We start from the raw sequence: 16,820 nt of genomic DNA, 5'->3' as shown, positions 1-16,820 counted from the left end.
TCGTAGGTCTGGAGACTATACGCGCTGCCGCCGATGCTCACAACACTCGAAAATATAAGGGTTGTTACCAGATGGACGCCGCCCGCCGCCCTTTGGCGCGATGTTATTATCGGAAACAAACGTCCTTTCCGCATTCCCATGTCCAGCCCCGGCACGAAAATTCCGCCCGAACAATCCTCGTCCGACCTCGGACGACGGGTGAAGCGCGCGCGGCTTGCGCACGACCTGACGCTCGAAACCGCGAGCCGGATGTGCGGAGTATCGCGTTCGGCGCTGTCGAAGATCGAGAACGGGCTGATGTCGCCGACCTTCGACGTGTTGCAGAAAATCGTCCGTGGCTTGCAGATCGATCTGGCCGAACTCTTCGGCACCGCGCCCGCGCCGAATGCGAGCGGGCGGCGCGCGCTCACGCGGCGCAACGAAGGACAGCGCCACGCGTATCGCGGGTATCAGATGGAATTGCTCGCGACCGAACTCGCGCACAAGGCGATGCTGCCGTTTCGCATCCGCATTTCGGCGCACACGCTCGACGCATTCGACGACTGGGGCCGTCACGAAGGCGAGGAATTTCTGTACGTGATCAGCGGCAGCGTGTGCCTTTATTCCGAACTCTACGCGCCGACGCACCTGAACGCCGGCGACAGCATCTACTTCGACAGCCGCACCGGTCACGCGGCCATATCGACGAGCGACGAAGACGCCGAAGTGCTGTGGATGGCGACGCTTGCCGGCGCGCCCACGCTCACCTCCGCCTCCGACGCCGTGGACGCGGGCTAGCGCGAGGCGAGGCGCATCGGCATTTCGCTCGGTCCCACGGTGAACGTGCAGACTTCGTGGATATCGGCTGGATTCGTCGCGAATTGCGCGGTGAAATTCGCCGTCAGCATCGACACGACGAGCCGCATTTCCACCGCGGCCAGATGCCGCCCCGGACACACGCGCGGTCCCGCGCCGAACTGCAGATAGGCGCGCGCTTCGTGCGCGCCGCGCGGCGATTCGCGCAGCCATCGGTCCGGATCGTAGCGCGCGGGATCGGCGAAATTTTTCGGGTCCATCATCGCGGGCCGATGCAGCATGAACATCTTCGTGCCGGCGGGAAGGCGCACGCCCTGCAGGCGCACCTCCTCGAGCGGCTCGAACGACAGATACGGCGCGATCGGATGCAGACGGCTTGCTTCGGTGCAGACGGCTTCGCAGAGGTCCAACTCGCGCATCGCGGCGTAGCTCGGGCACACGGGCGAATCGCCGAGCACGCGCCGCGCGTGAGCCGCGATGCGCGCCTGCAAGGCGTCGTCGGCGCCGATGAAGCGCAGCGCCCACGCAATCGACGTCGCGGTCGTCTCCTCGCCCGCGACGAGCATCGTCAGCACGTTGGCGGCAACTTCGTCGTCGGTGATGCCGGAGCCGGGTGCATCGCGCAATGCAAGCATCGCTTCGAGCAGATTGCGCGGCGCGCGGGCGGTCTCGGCGAGCGGCGTTCCGCAGGCTTCGATCGCCGCGTCCTCACGCATGCGCGCGCGCGTGCGCGCCATGAGTTCGCGGATATGCCGATGCACGTCGATCATCGCTTCGTCGAATTTTCGGTCGCGCGGAAACTTCACGTAATGCCAGTAGGCGAACGGCGAATTGACGCGCGCCATGAGCATCGGCAGAAGCATCGACAGTTGTTCCTGGATCTGCACGCGCTCGTTTTCCAGCGTATTCGGATCCTCGCCGAAAGCGAGCGCGCTCGTGACGTCGACGGTGAAACGCTTCAGATCCTCGATCATGTCGACGACGCGCGCCGCACGCGATGCCGCTTCCCAGCGCCGACGCAGCCGCTCGGTGATCGCGGCGAGCGTCGGATAGAACGTCTTGATGTGCGGAATCGACAGCGCCTGCATCACGAGGCGGCGCTGCGGCTCCCACGCGGCGCCTTCTATTGAGAAGAGGCCGTTGCAGCCGAATTCCTTCAGGATGTTTTCGATGGGCGCGTAGCGGCGGTAGCGATGCGGCCGCTCGCGCATCACGGCGTGCGACAGTTCGATGTCGCTCCAGACCGTGACGGGCGTCGTCGCGAAGCGGAAGACGTACGGCGTGCCGAGTTCGGCGGCCCAGCGTTCGAGCGTCAGATGATGCGTGGCGGGCGGCAATTGATGCAGATTGCCGAGGAGCGGCAGGCCGCGCGGGAACGGCAAGTCATCGACTTCGCGCAGGGACGCGCTGACGGACGCTGCGGTCATGATTGACCTCGCGAGGGCTTGATTTGTGGAGGATAGTGCAGGCGCCGAAGAAACGCGCCGATACTCGATTCCTCGCTCGCTTTCTCATTCGAACGGGTAACACTGCCGTGAATGCAGCACGTTCAACACCTCGACATAGTCGGTCACTACTTGATAGACGACGATATAGTTTGGATGAACAACGATTTCGCGGGTCCCCGGAATCCGTCCATTGCGATACAGATAGGGATCGATGGCAGCGGATAAAGGCGCGGATTCTATGCCGTCTTTGAGCGCCCGCGCAGAAGCAGGACTGCGTTCAGCTATGTAGCGAATGATTTCACGAAGGTTGAGGCGCGCGGTTTGGGTCCAGACTACTTGTAACGTCAAGCGGCCCTCGACTTGCGGCGTTTCTCGGCCTCCGTAATGATCTCTTCCATTTCGGCCATCACCTGGTCATGCGGAATAAGCGGCCGCGTATCCGCCATCGCGCGTCGGACTTTCTCGCGAAACCACTGGTCATAAGCCTCGGCTTCTTCGACAGTGGCGAATTCGGACACGATCGGATCGAGTGGAGTGGGCATTTCAAGTTCTCGTTTCATGATGAAAACGATGATAACGCAGGCGTTTTCGCCGCGTCACCTCGTCCGTTCGGCCAACTCGCGCACCATCGATGCGCGCCATCAAGCGTTCGTCACCCGCTTTCCTTTCGCCTTCGGCACGGGCGCCGGCACCGGCTGCTCAACCTTCCCCGCAGACCGCTTGAAATAAGGCGAGCTCAACGTCGCCGCGCTCATATCCGATGCCGCTTCGAGCAGCGCCGGTGCGAGCGCCTTCAGCCGCGCATCGGACAGGCGGCTCGTCGGGCCGGCGAGGCTGACCACGCCGACGACGATGCCCGTCACCGGATGATGAATCGGCGCGGCCATCGACGTCATGCCGGCCTCGTACGTCTCGCTCGCGATGCCGTAGCCGCGTTCGCGCGCTGCCTGCAGATCGACGAGAAACTGCTGAATGGTCTTCGGCGCCCTCGGACCCCCCGAGCCGGGCTTGCCTAAACCGCCCTGCTTCGACACGAGCGCGAGGGCTTCTTCATCGGACAGGGATGACAGCCACGCCTGCCCGCTCGCCGTGCAATGCAGCGGCGGCTGACTGCCCATGTCCGGGTCGTAGCGCAATCCCGACTTCGCGCCCTGCGCCTTGCCGACGAACGTGATGTGATCGTCCTCGACGACGCCCAGCCGCGCCAGCTCGCCCGATTGCGCGGCGAGCCGGTCGAGCACGGGCTGCGACACGTCGAGCACGCCGCCCGTCGACAGGTAAATGAGCGCGAGCGACACGAGTTTCAGCGCGAGCATGTATTCGCCGTGATCCTCGTCCTGCCGCACATAGCCTTCGTCGATCAGCATCGCGAGCAGGCGATGTGTGCCGCTGCGCGGAATATCGAGCGTATCGGCGATGGCGGCGAGCTGCATCCGCCCGCCGTTTTTCGCCAACAGCTCGATGATCGACAACGCCCGCTCCAGATTTCCCGCCATCTTTCAGTTTCTCGTCGTTCCGGTAATTCGGAATGAGAACACGATTCCACCACGGAATTCAACCCGCATATGCGTGGTCCACTACAGCAAGCGTCGCCTCGCGCAGACGCTTCGCACGCGTGAGCGCGCTGGCGCTCCTGGCCCACTCGTTCATCGGCGCTTCGATCGACAGCGGCAAACCGTCCGGCAGCGCGCGCAGGATGCCGGCGAGATCGAGGCCGCCCTCGCCCGGAATCATTCGCTCGGCGCGCGCCTGAAAGAGCAGCGTGTCGACATCGCCCGGGCGCGCCGCGGGCGCGTCGCAAAACTGCACGTAGCCAAACCATTCGCGCGGCAGTTCGCGCAAGGTTTGCGTCGACGACCCCGTGCGGTCGAAATGAATCGGATCGACGATCAGGCCGGTATTCGCACGCTGCGCCGCCTTCACGATGCGCGCGCCCTGCACGATGTCCTTCGCGTCGGTCCAGGGCATCGGTTCGAGCGAGGGCGACAAACCATACGGTTTCGCCAGATCGCACAACGCGGCGAGCCGCTCGGCCGTGCGCGCTTCGTCGGGATCGTTGCCCGCGACGAGCACGTAACGCGCGCCCAGTTCAGCCGCGGTCGCGAGCATCGGTTCGTAATCGTCGACGTTCGTGTCGGACTTGAGGCGCAGGATTTCGGCATCGAGCACGCCGATGCCCGTGTCGCGCAGAGCCGCGAGCGTCTCGCGCTTCAACGGCGTCGCGCCGACGATCTCGTGGCGCACCTCCGTATCGGTCGCGGGCAGAAGCCGCAGGCCGACGAAGTCGTAACCCGCCTGCGCCGCGCACTCGACCATCTGCGGCGGCGTCAATTCGAGGACTGTCAGCGCGGACAGGGAAAGCTTGCGTCGTGACATCGCGATGTCTCCCGTCAGCGCAGCGGCGAAAACGGCGCGGGCACGTAGATGGTCGACTCCATCGTCGTCAGATGCGCCGGTCCACCCTTCGGCGGCCAGATGCCGTCCTTCACGGCTTCGGCGCGAATCCGCGAACGCTCGTCGACGCTCTTGTACGGCCAGATGTTCAGGAAGCGCGGCACGGTGCCGTCGAGCGCATACATCGCGCCGACGAGCGGCGAGCGCTTCGTGCGCTCCGGCACCGCGTTTTGCCACGCATCGATCGTATGTTGCAGGCTCGCGAGCTTCGTGCCGTAGACGCGCATCTCGTAGATGCCGCCGTGTTCGGCCGGCTCGATCGGCGGCAGAAATGGAAAGAGCGCGTAGCTGTTCACGTCGACATCGACGATGAACTCGCCGCAGCCAAACGGGTTGCCTTCGAGCAGCAAGCGGCGGCGCTCCGCGATCAACGCCGTTTCCGATTCGAAGCCGCGCAGCACCATCACCTTGCCGAGCGCGCCGATATCCGAATACCAGCAGCCGAGCAGCTTCGCGCCGGGCGTATCGCCGCGCGTCTTGATGTTCTCGAAAACCTGCGCGTTTGAACCGATTTTCACCGTCAACGTGACCGTGTCGTACAGAGTCATTGCAGCGTCCTTGCGTGTGTGAAGTTGGATGAATTTGCGATGCTTTCCTCGCGCGCCGGTTCGGCGAGTTCGAGGCCCGCGAGATAGCCGAAGGTCATCGCCGGTCCGAGCGTGATGCCGCCTGCCGGATAGTGCCCGCCCATCATGCTGGCGGCGTCGTTGCCGATCGCGTACAGGCCGGAAATCGGCGCGCGCGTTTCGTCGAGTACGCGCGAGCGCGCATCCGTCGATAAACCCGCGAACGTGCCGAGGCTGCCCGGCACGATCTTGACCGCATGGAACGGACCATCGACGATCGGCGCGAGACACGGATTGGGCTTGTGCGATGCATCGCCCTGCACGCGGTTATACGGCGTCGAGCCTTTATGAAATTGCGGATCGAAGCCGTCTTTCGCGTAAGTGTTGTACGTGGCGACGGTATCGGCGAGCGCGCGCGCATCTATGCCGCATTGCTGCGCCAGCGCATCGAGCGTCGGGGCGGATTGCAGATAGCCCGAGCGCTCGTAAGGCCCGAGGGGAAACGGAAACGGCTTCGCAAACCCGAGGCCGTAGCGGCGCTGGAACCGGTGATCGCAGACGAGCCACGCGCATGTTTCATCGCCCGGGGCTGTCGTGCCGATCAGCGCGGACACGAAGTCGTAATACGACGATGCCTCGTTGGTGAAGCGCCTGCCCGCGCGCGTCACGGCGATGACGCCCGGCTTCGCGCGTTCGATCAGATGCGCAAACGCGACGTCCTGCCCTTCGGATTTCGGCACGAGCGACACCGGCGCCCACGCTGCGGGCGCTTCCAGCGACGCGTCAAAATGCGCGCCTGCCGCGACGCCAAGGCGAATGCCATCGCCGGTATTGCTTCTCGGCGCGGCAGACCAGTGCGGCATCACCGGAAACGTTTCTTTTTGACGCTGCACATCGTGCGGATAACCGCCGCACGCAAGCACGACGCCGCGCCGCGCGCGCACGTCGTGCATGACGCCTTCGATCTCCACGCGCGCGCCCGTCACGCGTTCGCCTTCGCGCGTGATCGACACCGCCTTCGCGCGCGTGCGCAGATCGACACCGCGATCCGCCGCCGATTTGAGCAGCCGCGCGACGAGCGCATTGCCGTTCACGAGATGCATCGAGCGCCGATAACGCAGGCTGTGCCACGCGAACGTTGCGAAACGCTTGGTCACATGCCATGCCGACTTCGCGTTGCGCGTCGCGTTCATGAAATGCGCGAGGTCTTGCCCCGACGCGATCGCCATGCCTTTGATCGTCATCTCGACGAGCGGCGGACGCAGCTTGTCGATGAGCGGGCCGAGTTCGCGCCCGTCGAACGGCATCGCGCAGACCGAACGGCCGCCTGTCGCCGCGCCGTGCGTGGTGTGGAAATCGGGAATCCGATTGCCGTCGACGAAACGCATCGACGTGCGGCGCTCGAAGAATTCGACCATGCGCGGACCGTGTTCGATCAGCGCGTCGGCTTTCGCGGCATCGAAATGCGCGCCGAGTTCGCTCTTCAGATACGCGCGCGGCGCACTTTCATCTTCGACGATGCCCGCGCGCGTCGCGAGCGGATTGCGCGGAATCCACATCCAGCCGCCCGACCACGCGGTCGTGCCGCCAAACACGTCTTCCTTCTCGCAGACGAGCACGGAAAGGCCGCGCGCCGCAGCCGTGACGGCCGTCGACAGGCCGCCCGCGCCGGAACCCAGCACGAGGACATCGCATTCGAGTATCGGGTCGGGCTTCATCGGGCGTGTGCGTGAATGTGAAGATCGAGTGATTCATCGCGCGCCGGTTGCGTGTGCTGTGCTGCGCGCAGCGTCGCGTGCCGCGCGGCGAGATAGCCGAACGCGAGACCGGGACCGAGCGTGATGCCGGGACCGGGATAGACGCCGCCCATCACCGATTGCGCATCGTTGCCGCAGGCGTAGAGACCGCCGATCGGCTGGTCGTCGCGATCGAGCACGCGCGCATCGGTATCGATGACGAGACCCGTTGCCGCGCCGATATCGCCCGGATAGAGCCGCACCGCATAGAACGGCGCGGCGCCGATCGGCCCGAGGCACTTGTTCGGGCCGCTCCAGTTCGCATCGCCGTTGGCGTTCTGGTACGCGGTCGTGCCGCGCGCAAAGTCCGTATCGACGCCGCTTTGCGCGAAGCGGTTGTTGCGCGCGACGCTGTCGGCGAGCCCGGCTTTGTCGATATCGAGCTTCGCCGCCAGTTCGTCGAGCGTCTTGCCTTCGACGAGATAGCCGTCCGCGAGAAACGGCGTGAGTCCCTTGCCGCCCGGCCGCACCATGCCGAGACCGTACTTGCGCAATCCTTCGGAATCCGTAATCAGATACGCGGGCACGGCAGGCGTCGACTCGTTCGCTTCCTGCATCGCGATGCCAAACAGGTGATACGACGTGTTCTCGTTGAGAAAGCGCTTGCCGGATTTGTCGACGGTAATCACGCCCGGCTTGCCGCGATCCATGATGAAGTGCGGGAAAACGGCCGTCGTGCCGTCGGCGCGCTTGCGCAACGAGACCGGCGCCCAGAACGCGTTCGACAGCGCACCCGTGCCGAAACGCGCGCCGGCCGCGAGCGCGAGATCCTGCGCGCCGCCCGTATGGCCGGGCGCGCCGGGGCACCAGATCGGATCGGCGCCGGGCAGCATGTCGCCGCGACGTTTCGCATGACGATTGAAGCCGCCGCTCGCCAGAATCACGCCGCCTTTCACCGCGATACGTCGCCGCTCGCCGCCGTGACTCAACGTCACGCCTTCGATGCCGCTCGCGCCCGCATGCAACGCTTCGACCGTCGTGTTCGTCAGCACGGTCACGCCGCGCTGAAGCAGCGAATACAGCAGCCGGCCGATCAGTGCGTTGCCCATCACGAGACGCGTGCCGCGCGGTGAGCTCATGCGGTCGCGCGCATGACGCGCAAGCAGCTTCGCGGCATGTCTGAACGACGCGAGCGACTTTGTCATGTTCAACAGATGCGTAACGTCATCGCGGTCCACCATCATCCCGCCGAGCACGGTGAATTCGGGAATCGGCGGACGAATCAGCGAAAACGCGGCGCCGAGTTTGCGGCCGTCGAACGGCAGCGGTTCGAGCGCGCGGCCGCGCAATGTCGAGCCTTCGACTTCCGACAGATAGTCCGGATGAAACGGCCGCGCGCGGTACTTCACATCGGAATTCGCTTCAAGATGCGCGACCGCTTTCGGACCGGCGTCGAGAAAGGCGCGGCGCATCGCCGCGCTGCTACGTTCGCCGATTGCACGTTGCAGAAAGCCTTCGGCGATCGCGGACGAATCGTAGCGATTGACGCTCGACGCGTGCATCGACGCGGGTATCCACGTCGTGCCTGCCGAGTACGCGGTCGTGCCGCCGACGTATTCCGTGCTTTCGACAAGCAGCACGCGCGCGCCGTCGATCGCCGCGACGAGCGCCGCCGACATGCCCGCACCGCCCGCGCCGACCACGACGACATCGAAAGTTTCGTTTTGTCCAAGATCGTTCATTGTCTCCGCCACTTCCAGAACCATTTTTGATATTGGAATAGTATTCCAGAATCGCGCGGCGATCCAGAGATTTCTGGAGGCTGGTTTTAGCCGGTCATCCGGCGCTTGGCACCGCCGATTCCTTGGGGCACGATCGCTTCTTCATGAACACGGGGCCGCGCATGCATGATTGGACCCGAACGCCCGCGACACGCCTGGCGCTCTTCAAAGGCATCCTGCCGATCAACCGCGCCGCCGCGTTGCGCGATGCGCTCGCGGGCATCTCGCTCGCGTCGATGGACATTCCGCAAGTGCTCGGCTACGCGCGCATCGCCGGAATGCCTGCCGTGACGGGGCTTTACACCGCGTTTCTGCCGCTCATCGCGTTCGCGTTCTTCGGGGCGTCGCGCCATCTCGTCGTCGCCGCCGATTCCGCGACCGCGACAATCTTCGCGAGCCGGCTGTCGACGATGTCGGCGATGGGCAGTCCGGAATACGTCGCGCTCGCCGGCATGGTGGCGCTGCAGACCGCCGCGCTGCTCTTGCTCGCGCGGCTATTCAAGCTCGGTTTTCTCGCCGATTTCCTCTCGCGCACGGTGCTGACGGGCTTTCTTGCGGGCGTCGGCGTGCAGGTCTCGATCGCGATGCTCGGCGATCTTTTCGGCATGACGGTGCCGTATCCGTCCTCACGCAGTCTCGCGCAGCTCGTCTATGTGATCGGCCACGTCATGCACGCGCATGGTCCGACGCTCATGCTCGCGCTCGGCGTGGTCGTCGCGATTCTGCTCTGCAAGCGTGTCGCGCCGCGCGTGCCGATGCCGCTCATCGTGGTGATCGGCAGCATCGCGGCAAGCCGTGCGCTCGATTTCGCGGCGCACGGCATTTCGGTGCTCGGCCCGGTCGATGGCGGCCTGCCCGCGCTGCGTTTTCCCGACGTGACCTGGCAGCAGGCGCTCGACATCGTGCCCGTGGCGGCGTCGTGTTTCGTGATGATCATCGCGCAGAGCGCCGCCGCGGCGCGCGTCTTCGCGCAGCAGTATCACGAGGACGTCGATACGAACAGCGACATCCTCGGTCTCGCCGCAGCGAACGCGGTGGCCGGCGTGAGCGGCACGTTCGTCGTGAACGGCAGCCCGACGCAGACCGCGATGGCCGAGCGCGCCGGCACGCGCAGCCAGCTCGGACAGATCGTGTTCGCGGCGGTCGTCGCCGTCGTGCTGCTGTTTCTGAGCGGCTATTTGCGCTATCTGCCGCATTGCGTGCTCGCCGGCATCGTGTTCACGATCGCGATCGGCCTTATCAACGTGCAGAGCCTGAAAGACATTCGCGCCGAAAGCCCCGGCGAATTCGCGCTCGCGCTCATCACGGCGGGCTCGGTGGTGGTGGCGGGCGTCGAGCACGGCATTCTGCTCGCGGTCGCGCTGTCGCTGCTGCGGCACGTGCGCCACAGCTATCATCCGCACACGATGGTCCTCACGCCCGTGGCGCCCGGCAAGCCGTGGCAGTACTTGCCGACGACGCCCGCAGCGATGACCGCGCCGGATCTGATCGTCTATCGCTTCGGCGCGGATCTGTTCTACGCGAACGATCACTTTTTCGTGTCGGAAGTGACGAAGCTCGTCGATACGGCTTCGGACGGCTTGCGCTTCTTCGTCGTCGACGCCGGCGCAATCACCGATCTCGATTATTCCGCCGCGCGCACCATCGGCGAACTGGTCGAGACACTGCGCGCACGCGATGTCGACGTGATCTTCGGACGCGTGAACCGCTTCCTGCGCAGCGACATGGACCGGCATGGATTGACGCGTGTGGTCGGCGCGTCGAACGTGTTTTACACGTTGCACGAGGCGTTGACTGCCGCTGGCGTGAGCCCGTCCGTACATGCGCCGGATGCATTGTGAAGTCTTGCAGACGTCTTTTTGTCGTCGCTCCTGAATACGCAGTTTCGAGATGGTCTAAAACTTTGACGGTTAGTTGCTTTAACTGAGACGACACAAGATTGTTGAACACCATTCCATTTTCAACTAGCATTCACGCTATTCCCGGCTTTGAGGAGCAATCGACGTATGACGCAGGACACTTCTTTTTCCGCATCGCTCGATGCGGGCCTGAGCGGCGCGACGCGCGTCTATTTCATCGTCGGCGATCCGATCGCCCAGGTACGCTCGCCATCGGGCGTCACGGCGGCGCTGCGCGCGGCAGGCCGCGACGCGATCGTCATTCCGGCGCACGTTGCGCCCGCGGATCTCGACGCGTTCTTTGCGGGCATCGCCCCGCTGCAAAACTGCGATGGCGTCATCATCACCGTGCCGCACAAGTTCAGCGCGACCGCCTATTGCAGCACGCTGACCGACGAAGGCGCGTTCCTCGGCGCGGTCAACATGCTCAAACGCAACGCCGACGGCACGTGGCACGGCGGCGCATCGGACGGCATCGGCATGGTCGCGGCGTTGCGTGACGCGGGCTGCGAGCCGAAGGGCAAACGCGCGCTGCTGATCGGCGCGGGCGGCGCGGGTTCGGCGATCGGCCACGCGCTCATCGATGCGGGCGTGGCATCGCTCGCAATCCGCGATTTCGATGCCGCGCGCACGAGCGCCCTTGCCTCTCGCCTGGCCGCGCTGGGCCGGGGCGCGGTGCATGTCGCCGACGATTCGCCCGCGGAAAGTTACGACGTCATCGTGAACGCGTCGCCGGCCGGTATGCGTCCGGGCGATCCGCTGCCGATCGACGTCTCCCGCCTGCCTCCGACGACCGTCGTCGGCGACGTCGTGACCAAGCCGCCGCTCACGCCGTTCATCGAAGCGGCCCGCGCGCGCGGCTGCACGACCGTCACCGGCACGCAGATGTTCGGCCGCGTGTGCGACGCGATTGTTGCCTATCTGCTGAAAAGCTGAGTACGCGACGCGATTCGGCGCGCAAGGAATCGGAGCAATCTGGTTCAATCGCGGCTCGCATTGGTACAACATTCCGGCCGCGCATTCGCCTCCCCTCGCGAAGCGCGCCGGCCCGCTGGTTTCGGAGCGAATCGACGCAGAACGCCGCCCCTATCAGGCGGCGTTTTTTTCGCGCGACGTTTCCAGCCACGCCGGCGCGAGCGTGCGGCTTTCGAGACCGTGCTCGCTTCGAGGGCCAACAAAGTGCGTGCGAATGCACGCAAGAGGCTGGAATGAAAGTGGATCAAAAAGGAATTCAACGCGCGGCGCGAGCAGGTTTCGCCGCTACCGCATTTGCGATGCTCGCGGCGTGCGCGAGCGGACCGGGCGCATCAGCGCCGCTGCCGGTGGACAGCACGCTCGCGACGGGCCGCGTCGTCGGCAAGCAATATCTGACGACAGTATTGACGAGCGCGGCTGCGTCGTCTGGTCCGACGCTCGGCGTGGGCGGGGGCGGCATCGGCGGGAATGGCTGGAACGGCGCGGGCGGCGGCGCGGGCCTGAGCTTCGATCTGACGAGCCTGTTCCAGAAGAGCCCGGAACAGACCACGAAGGTCTACCGCTACAGCGTTCAGATGAAGGACGGCTCGAAGCGCGAGGTCGACAGCGCGCTCGATCTCAATGACGGCGCGTGCGTGACGACGATCGATTCCAGCCAGCCGGGCTATCCGAGACTGACGGCCGCGGACGCATGCTGATCTTCCCGCGCGGCTCGGTCAATGAGCCGCGCCGACAGCGCCGCGGCGACGCGTTCCACCACGGGCGCCCAATCGCCCGGTGCGCGCTGTCGAATGAGTTGCACCGAGTCGTACCACGGCTGCGCCTCATCTTCACCCCAACACCAATGCGACGCGCGATCGATCATCGCCAGAACGGGCTTGCCGAGCGCGCCGGCGAGATGCAGCGGCGAGCTGTCGACTGTGACCAGCACGTCGAGCGCGCAGACGAGCGCGGCCGAATCGTGAAAATGCTCGTGATAGTCGGGCATTTCGGCGATGCGCGCGCCGGCTGAACGCATCGCCGCGATGTCGCCTTCGCGACCGGGCGCGACCGGATAGAACGCGACGTCCGGCAAACGCCAGAGCGGCGCGAGCGCTTCGACGGGCACGCTGCGTTGCGCGTCGCGGCGATGCGCCGGACTGCCCGCCCACACGAGCCCGACACGCAACGCCTCCGTGCCGTCCGACGCCAGCATGCGCCGCCAGCTTTCGATGCGTTCGGGAGCGGCGTCGAGATAGGCGCGGCCATCGACGTGATGGGGCAACAGGCCGATAGCGACCGGCATGCTCATCATGCGAACGGTGTAGTCGACCGCGCCGAAATCGCCTGTCTCGAGTGCGATGCAATCCGGCGCGAACCGCCGGATGAGCGGATAAAGCGTCGAGCGCACGGCCAGGCGCGCCTCGCCGCCGTTTCTTCGCACGCCTTCCGCGAATTGCGGAAAGTAGCGTACGAATTGAATGTCGTCGCCGAGACCGAGTTCGCTGTACACCACGACGCGCTTGCCGTCGAGCGGCTGCCCGCCCCAGCGTGGCGCGATTCCCTCCAAATGCGCGACGACGCTGTTCTCGCCGCGTGCCGAACGACGGCGCTCGAAGCGCCGCCAGCCGTCACTCCACGCGTTGCGCCGCAGTTCGACTTGCGCCAGATCGGCAGCGAGCTCGCTGTCATCCGGCGACTGCGCGAGCGCGGCGCGGTACATCGCTTCCGCTTCGCCGTAGCGCGACTGCTCGCTGAGATACATGGCGATCGCGCCGGTCACGGCGGCGTTATCCGGATGATGCGACGCCGCCTCGCGCATGACCGCTTCCGCCGACACGCTATCGTGGCGCATCCAGTAGCAATGACTCAGTTGCCAGCGAAGCTCGTAGTCGCGCGGGAATCGCCGCAACGCTTCGATGCAGAAACGCTCGAGCGCGGGCCAGTCGGCCGAGCGGCGAATATCGAGGGCGATGTCGAGCGCGTGGGCCGCATTGGATGGATCGGGATACATGGATGACTGAACGCGGAAGTATTTGAAACGCCGATTGAGTTTATATCAAGCGCTCCGTGGAAACGCGCCGGAAAAGACGAGATAAATCGGAAAAGCGCAACGGCATCGTGTGATTCATTCGCATGGCGAATCATCGGTGCGGGCCGACGTGAAACGCAGTGATTCGAATCGACGATTGTGCGCGACTCGCCGCTTTGCCATACTGAATCCAGACATTCTGTCTCCTCAAGCATCCGCTCTCGATTAACGAGCCCACACGCGGATGCTCTCGCCGCCTCTTCAGGCGGCGTTTTTTTTGCTCGCTCGCGGAAAGAGGCCGCCAGAGCCTCATGTAAAATGCGCCGTGCTCCTACCGTAGCGCTCGAGATGACCGGACGCTTGCCAGAAGAATATATGCAGCGCATGAAAGAAGACATGAAGAACGTCGAGATCGAAGGCATGCGCGGCATCGCGGCGCTTCTGGTCTTGTTCAATCACATCCCGTTCGCGTCAGGCGCGCTCGACCCAAAGTATGTCGCGCTTTTTGGTTTCGTGAAGGACACCCAGCGCTTTCTCATCCCGGGGCATTGCGGATCGCTCGGCGTTCAACTGTTTTTCTGCATCACGGGCTATCTGTTCTGGAAGCGGATCGTCGTTTCCGGAAAAGCAACCGACTGGGCGCAGTTCTATCGAAACCGGTTTCTGCGGCTCGCACCGGCATATATCCTCTTTGCAATCACGATGATGCTCACGCTGAGCGCAATCGACGGATTCGTGAAGCACGTATCGCTGAAAGATCTCGCTCACGACGTTTTCGCACAGCTTGCGCTCGGTATTGTCCAGCAGCGTCGATTCAATGGAATCGATACGACCATGTTCAATACGGTCACCTGGACATTACCGTACGAGTGGGGCTTTTATGTGCTGTTGCCGCTTCTCGCCGGTTTGCGAGCGAAGCGATGGACAACGAACGCGGGACTCGCCGTTCTCGCGCTCATGCTGCTCGTCTACGACGCGCGCTCGTATTTGCTGCTTTTCTTCCTGTCCGGCGCGCTCGCTGCGGAGATGCGTTTGCGCACTCGGCTGCGTCCGTTATTCGGCTCGGTGGCGTTCTGCCTTCTCGCATTCGCGGACATTATCTTTCCGAAAGAAGCGGTCGCAACCGCCATTGCGACGACACCGGGAATCAGCTCTTTCGCGGACGTTGCCGTGTATCTGGTGCAGTGGATTCTGGTGAGCGCGGCGTTCTTCGTTGCTATCGGATTGAAGCCGTACATATTGCGCGTCCGCCCGCTGATCTTGCTCGGCACGATCAGCTATAGCCTGTATCTGCTTCACCTGACGGTCCTGCAAATCTCCATTCGAATCGCGGACAAATTACAGCCGATCCCGCAATGGAGCATTGCGCACTTCTGGCACTGGGCAATCATTGCGACGATCTGTTCGATCGGCGCCGCGGCTGTTTCATACGCGCTCGTCGAGCGGCCCTTCCTGCATCGGCGACGCAACGAACGACGCTCCACGCTGGCCGATCAGAGCGCATGACGCCCGGTCGCGTGTCGCGCGGCCTATTACCTCTGGCGTAATTGTCCCGCCCGCTTTCCCCTGCGACGATGCACTCACACCGCACATCGAGAGGGAGAACGAAAGTGAACGCGATCCACGCCAGCATTGCCCGCCCGGGATTCATCGCGACGCCCGGCGGCGTCGAACTGTTTTATCGCGACTGGCGGCCCGACAGTGCGAGCGCCAACGGCAAGACAATCGTTTTCGTGCCCAGCTATTCGCTGCCGGGCGACATGTGGGCGTATCAGATGCTGCCGCTCACGCAACACGGCTTTCGCTGCATCGCCTATGACCGGCGCGGTCATGGCCGCTCGACCGATCCGGGCAGCGGCTACGACTACGACACGCTCGCGGACGATCTCGCCGCCGTCATCGAAGCGCTGGATCTGTCGGATATCACGCTCGTCGGCTATTCGATGGGCGGCGCGGAAGCCGTGCGCTATCTGACGCGACACGGCCGCGCGCGGGTTGCACGTCTTGCGCTGATCGCCTCGACTTTGCCGATGCTCGCGCAGACGCCCGACCATCCCGAAGGCATCGATCACGCGTATATCGAGGCCTTCCGGCACGATCTGCTGAACGACTATCCGCAATGGCTCGCCGAGAACGCGTGTCCGTTCGCGGGGCCGGATGTGTCGCAGGCAATGATCGACTGGATTCGGGAAATGGCCTTGCGCACGTCGCATCACGCGCTTTTCGCGTGCAACGAAACGGTGAGCAACGGCGATTTCCGCGACGAATTACGCGACATCGACGTGCCGACGCTCATCGTTCAAGGCGATCACGATCTCTCCAGTCCGCTCGAACTGACTTCGCAGCGCACGGCACGGCTGATTCCGCACGCGCGGCTCGTCGTCTACGAAGGCGCGCCGCATGGCATCTTTCTGAGCGATGCAGCGCGGCTGACGGCGGATATCGCCGCATTCGCATCCACGTCGATGTAATACGCCATTCTCTGTATTACTGACTTAATAACCTTCACGATCGGCGTTTGTCGGATTATCACTGACTCCTGACGCGTTTGAAAACACTCATAACATTAGTCTCTGGAAGAATCCCGCCACATCCAGCACTGCGAATCAACACTGCGGCGCGCGATCCGAAAACATCGCCGCGCCGTTTCTCTCCACGTCACCGGAGTCCATCGCGATGATCTTCCACGCCTCCATCCCCGCCCACGACCCGAAACACGTCGCTCATGTGCTCGCCGAATTGTGGGAAGGTTTCGCTGCCCCCTTCTCGCCTTTTCCCGACGCGTGGATGGCGGTCGCGGGCGACGATCGCGGCAGCATCATCGAGGTCTATCCGAGCGACAAGGTCATCACGCCGGGCGGCGGGCACGAGGAAACCGACAGCTACGGCGCGCAGACGCTCGCGCGCCCGCAGTACAGCGCGTTCCACATGGCCGTCGCGACGAAGCTGAGCGCCGACGAAGTCATCGCCATCGGCGAGCGCGAAGGCTGGCGCGCGGTACGCTGCACGCGCGGCGACAATTTCTTCCACGTGATCGAATTCTGGATCGAGAACTCGACGATGCTCGAATTCCTCACGCCCGACATGCAGGCCGAATATCTCGCCTTCGCAACGCCGGAGAACTTCAAGGCGATGGCCGCCGCCACCGCCTGACGC

Annotated in this window: 16 protein-coding genes; 7 read left to right on the top strand and 9 right to left on the bottom strand. The window is 64.2% G+C overall.

Annotated features, from left to right (window positions below; all coding sequences use genetic code 11):
- The first annotated feature begins 138 nt into the window (after positions 1-138).
- Positions 139-777: a helix-turn-helix domain-containing protein gene (locus AWB77_RS26025; protein ID WP_061137335.1), complete on the top strand. Its 639-nt coding sequence runs from the start codon at positions 139-141 to the stop codon at positions 775-777.
- Here AWB77_RS26025 and AWB77_RS26020 read toward each other — a convergent pair.
- The 8 genes from AWB77_RS26020 to AWB77_RS25990 all read right to left on the bottom strand — a co-directional run bounded on the left by AWB77_RS26020 (position 774) and on the right by AWB77_RS25990 (position 8,741).
- Positions 774-2,222 (bottom strand): cytochrome P450, encoded by a 1,449-nt coding sequence (locus tag AWB77_RS26020; RefSeq protein WP_061137334.1) that lies wholly within the window; start codon positions 2,220-2,222, stop codon positions 774-776. The genes AWB77_RS26025 and AWB77_RS26020 overlap by 4 nt on opposite strands.
- An 84-nt stretch (positions 2,223-2,306) precedes the next feature.
- Positions 2,307-2,591: a type II toxin-antitoxin system RelE/ParE family toxin gene (locus AWB77_RS34790; protein WP_074168971.1), complete on the bottom strand. Its 285-nt coding sequence runs from the start codon at positions 2,589-2,591 to the stop codon at positions 2,307-2,309.
- Positions 2,588-2,785: a type II toxin-antitoxin system RelB family antitoxin gene (gene relB / locus AWB77_RS26015; RefSeq protein ID WP_061137333.1), complete on the bottom strand. Its 198-nt coding sequence runs from the start codon at positions 2,783-2,785 to the stop codon at positions 2,588-2,590. The genes AWB77_RS34790 and relB overlap by 4 nt, the downstream gene beginning before the upstream one ends.
- A 99-nt stretch (positions 2,786-2,884) precedes the next feature.
- Entirely contained in the window at positions 2,885-3,739 is an 855-nt protein-coding gene (locus AWB77_RS26010) for an IclR family transcriptional regulator (RefSeq protein WP_061137332.1), read from the bottom strand.
- Between the two features lie 58 nt (positions 3,740-3,797).
- Entirely contained in the window at positions 3,798-4,619 is an 822-nt protein-coding gene (locus AWB77_RS26005) for a sugar phosphate isomerase/epimerase family protein (RefSeq protein ID WP_061137331.1), read from the bottom strand.
- 14 nt (positions 4,620-4,633) lie between these two features.
- The gene (locus tag AWB77_RS26000) at positions 4,634-5,245 is read right to left on the bottom strand and encodes an NIPSNAP family protein (protein ID WP_061137330.1); all 612 of its coding nucleotides are present in this window, start codon (positions 5,243-5,245) and stop codon (positions 4,634-4,636) included.
- Complete coding sequence (locus AWB77_RS25995; protein ID WP_061137329.1) at positions 5,242-6,981, bottom strand: FAD-dependent oxidoreductase; 1,740 nt, start codon at positions 6,979-6,981, stop codon at positions 5,242-5,244. Before AWB77_RS25995 ends, AWB77_RS26000 begins: the two co-directional genes overlap by 4 nt.
- Entirely contained in the window at positions 6,978-8,741 is a 1,764-nt protein-coding gene (locus AWB77_RS25990; RefSeq protein WP_244158651.1) for an FAD-dependent oxidoreductase, read from the bottom strand. Before AWB77_RS25990 ends, AWB77_RS25995 begins: the two co-directional genes overlap by 4 nt.
- A 161-nt stretch (positions 8,742-8,902) precedes the next feature.
- Between AWB77_RS25990 and AWB77_RS25985 the strand changes: the two genes are divergently transcribed.
- The 3 genes from AWB77_RS25985 to AWB77_RS25975 all read left to right on the top strand — a co-directional run bounded on the left by AWB77_RS25985 (position 8,903) and on the right by AWB77_RS25975 (position 12,351).
- Positions 8,903-10,621: a SulP family inorganic anion transporter gene (locus AWB77_RS25985; protein ID WP_061137417.1), complete on the top strand. Its 1,719-nt coding sequence runs from the start codon at positions 8,903-8,905 to the stop codon at positions 10,619-10,621.
- A 165-nt stretch (positions 10,622-10,786) separates the two neighbouring features.
- Positions 10,787-11,614 (top strand): shikimate dehydrogenase family protein, encoded by an 828-nt coding sequence (locus AWB77_RS25980; RefSeq protein WP_061137328.1) that lies wholly within the window; start codon positions 10,787-10,789, stop codon positions 11,612-11,614.
- A gap of 272 nt (positions 11,615-11,886) precedes the next feature.
- A complete protein-coding gene (locus tag AWB77_RS25975; protein ID WP_061137327.1) occupies positions 11,887-12,351 on the top strand; it encodes a hypothetical protein in 465 nt (154 codons plus the stop codon).
- Here AWB77_RS25975 and AWB77_RS25970 read toward each other — a convergent pair.
- Positions 12,318-13,646 (bottom strand): tetratricopeptide repeat protein, encoded by a 1,329-nt coding sequence (locus AWB77_RS25970; RefSeq protein ID WP_061137326.1) that lies wholly within the window; start codon positions 13,644-13,646, stop codon positions 12,318-12,320. The two genes, AWB77_RS25975 and AWB77_RS25970, sit on opposite strands and share 34 nt — an antisense overlap.
- 177 nt (positions 13,647-13,823) lie before the next feature.
- On the opposite strand from AWB77_RS25970, the gene AWB77_RS25965 reads away from it, so the two are divergent.
- The 3 genes from AWB77_RS25965 to AWB77_RS25955 all read left to right on the top strand — a co-directional run bounded on the left by AWB77_RS25965 (position 13,824) and on the right by AWB77_RS25955 (position 16,817).
- Positions 13,824-15,170 carry an acyltransferase family protein gene (locus AWB77_RS25965; protein WP_157694926.1) on the top strand — a complete coding sequence of 449 codons (1,347 nt, stop codon included), beginning with the start codon at positions 13,824-13,826 and terminating at the stop codon, positions 15,168-15,170.
- A 104-nt stretch (positions 15,171-15,274) separates the two neighbouring features.
- Positions 15,275-16,135, top strand: coding sequence for an alpha/beta fold hydrolase (locus tag AWB77_RS25960; protein WP_244158650.1), 861 nt, complete (start codon positions 15,275-15,277; stop codon positions 16,133-16,135).
- 205 nt (positions 16,136-16,340) lie between these two features.
- Positions 16,341-16,817 carry a hypothetical protein gene (locus tag AWB77_RS25955; RefSeq protein WP_061137324.1) on the top strand — a complete coding sequence of 159 codons (477 nt, stop codon included), beginning with the start codon at positions 16,341-16,343 and terminating at the stop codon, positions 16,815-16,817.
- The last annotated feature ends 3 nt before the right edge of the window (positions 16,818-16,820 follow it).

The organism is Caballeronia fortuita (assembly GCF_001544835.2).
Lineage (GTDB): Bacteria > Pseudomonadota > Gammaproteobacteria > Burkholderiales > Burkholderiaceae > Caballeronia > Caballeronia fortuita.
This window is presented reverse-complemented; position numbering and strand designations above follow the sequence as displayed.

Coding starts and splice junctions, on each gene's coding strand:
- AWB77_RS26000 (WP_061137330.1), bottom strand. CDS start 5,245: ATGACTCTGTACGACACGGTCACGTTGACGGTGAAAATCGGTTCAAAC.
- AWB77_RS25995 (WP_061137329.1), bottom strand. CDS start 6,981: ATGAAGCCCGACCCGATACTCGAATGCGATGTCCTCGTGCTGGGTTCC.
- AWB77_RS25975 (WP_061137327.1), top strand. CDS start 11,887: ATGAAAGTGGATCAAAAAGGAATTCAACGCGCGGCGCGAGCAGGTTTC.
- AWB77_RS25955 (WP_061137324.1), top strand. CDS start 16,341: ATGATCTTCCACGCCTCCATCCCCGCCCACGACCCGAAACACGTCGCT.
- AWB77_RS25990 (WP_244158651.1), bottom strand. CDS start 8,741: ATGAACGATCTTGGACAAAACGAAACTTTCGATGTCGTCGTGGTCGGC.
- relB (WP_061137333.1), bottom strand. CDS start 2,785: ATGCCCACTCCACTCGATCCGATCGTGTCCGAATTCGCCACTGTCGAA.
- AWB77_RS25970 (WP_061137326.1), bottom strand. CDS start 13,646: ATGTATCCCGATCCATCCAATGCGGCCCACGCGCTCGACATCGCCCTC.
- AWB77_RS26005 (WP_061137331.1), bottom strand. CDS start 4,619: ATGTCACGACGCAAGCTTTCCCTGTCCGCGCTGACAGTCCTCGAATTG.
- AWB77_RS26020 (WP_061137334.1), bottom strand. CDS start 2,222: ATGACCGCAGCGTCCGTCAGCGCGTCCCTGCGCGAAGTCGATGACTTG.
- AWB77_RS26025 (WP_061137335.1), top strand. CDS start 139: ATGTCCAGCCCCGGCACGAAAATTCCGCCCGAACAATCCTCGTCCGAC.
- AWB77_RS26010 (WP_061137332.1), bottom strand. CDS start 3,739: ATGGCGGGAAATCTGGAGCGGGCGTTGTCGATCATCGAGCTGTTGGCG.
- AWB77_RS25985 (WP_061137417.1), top strand. CDS start 8,903: ATGCATGATTGGACCCGAACGCCCGCGACACGCCTGGCGCTCTTCAAA.
- AWB77_RS25980 (WP_061137328.1), top strand. CDS start 10,787: ATGACGCAGGACACTTCTTTTTCCGCATCGCTCGATGCGGGCCTGAGC.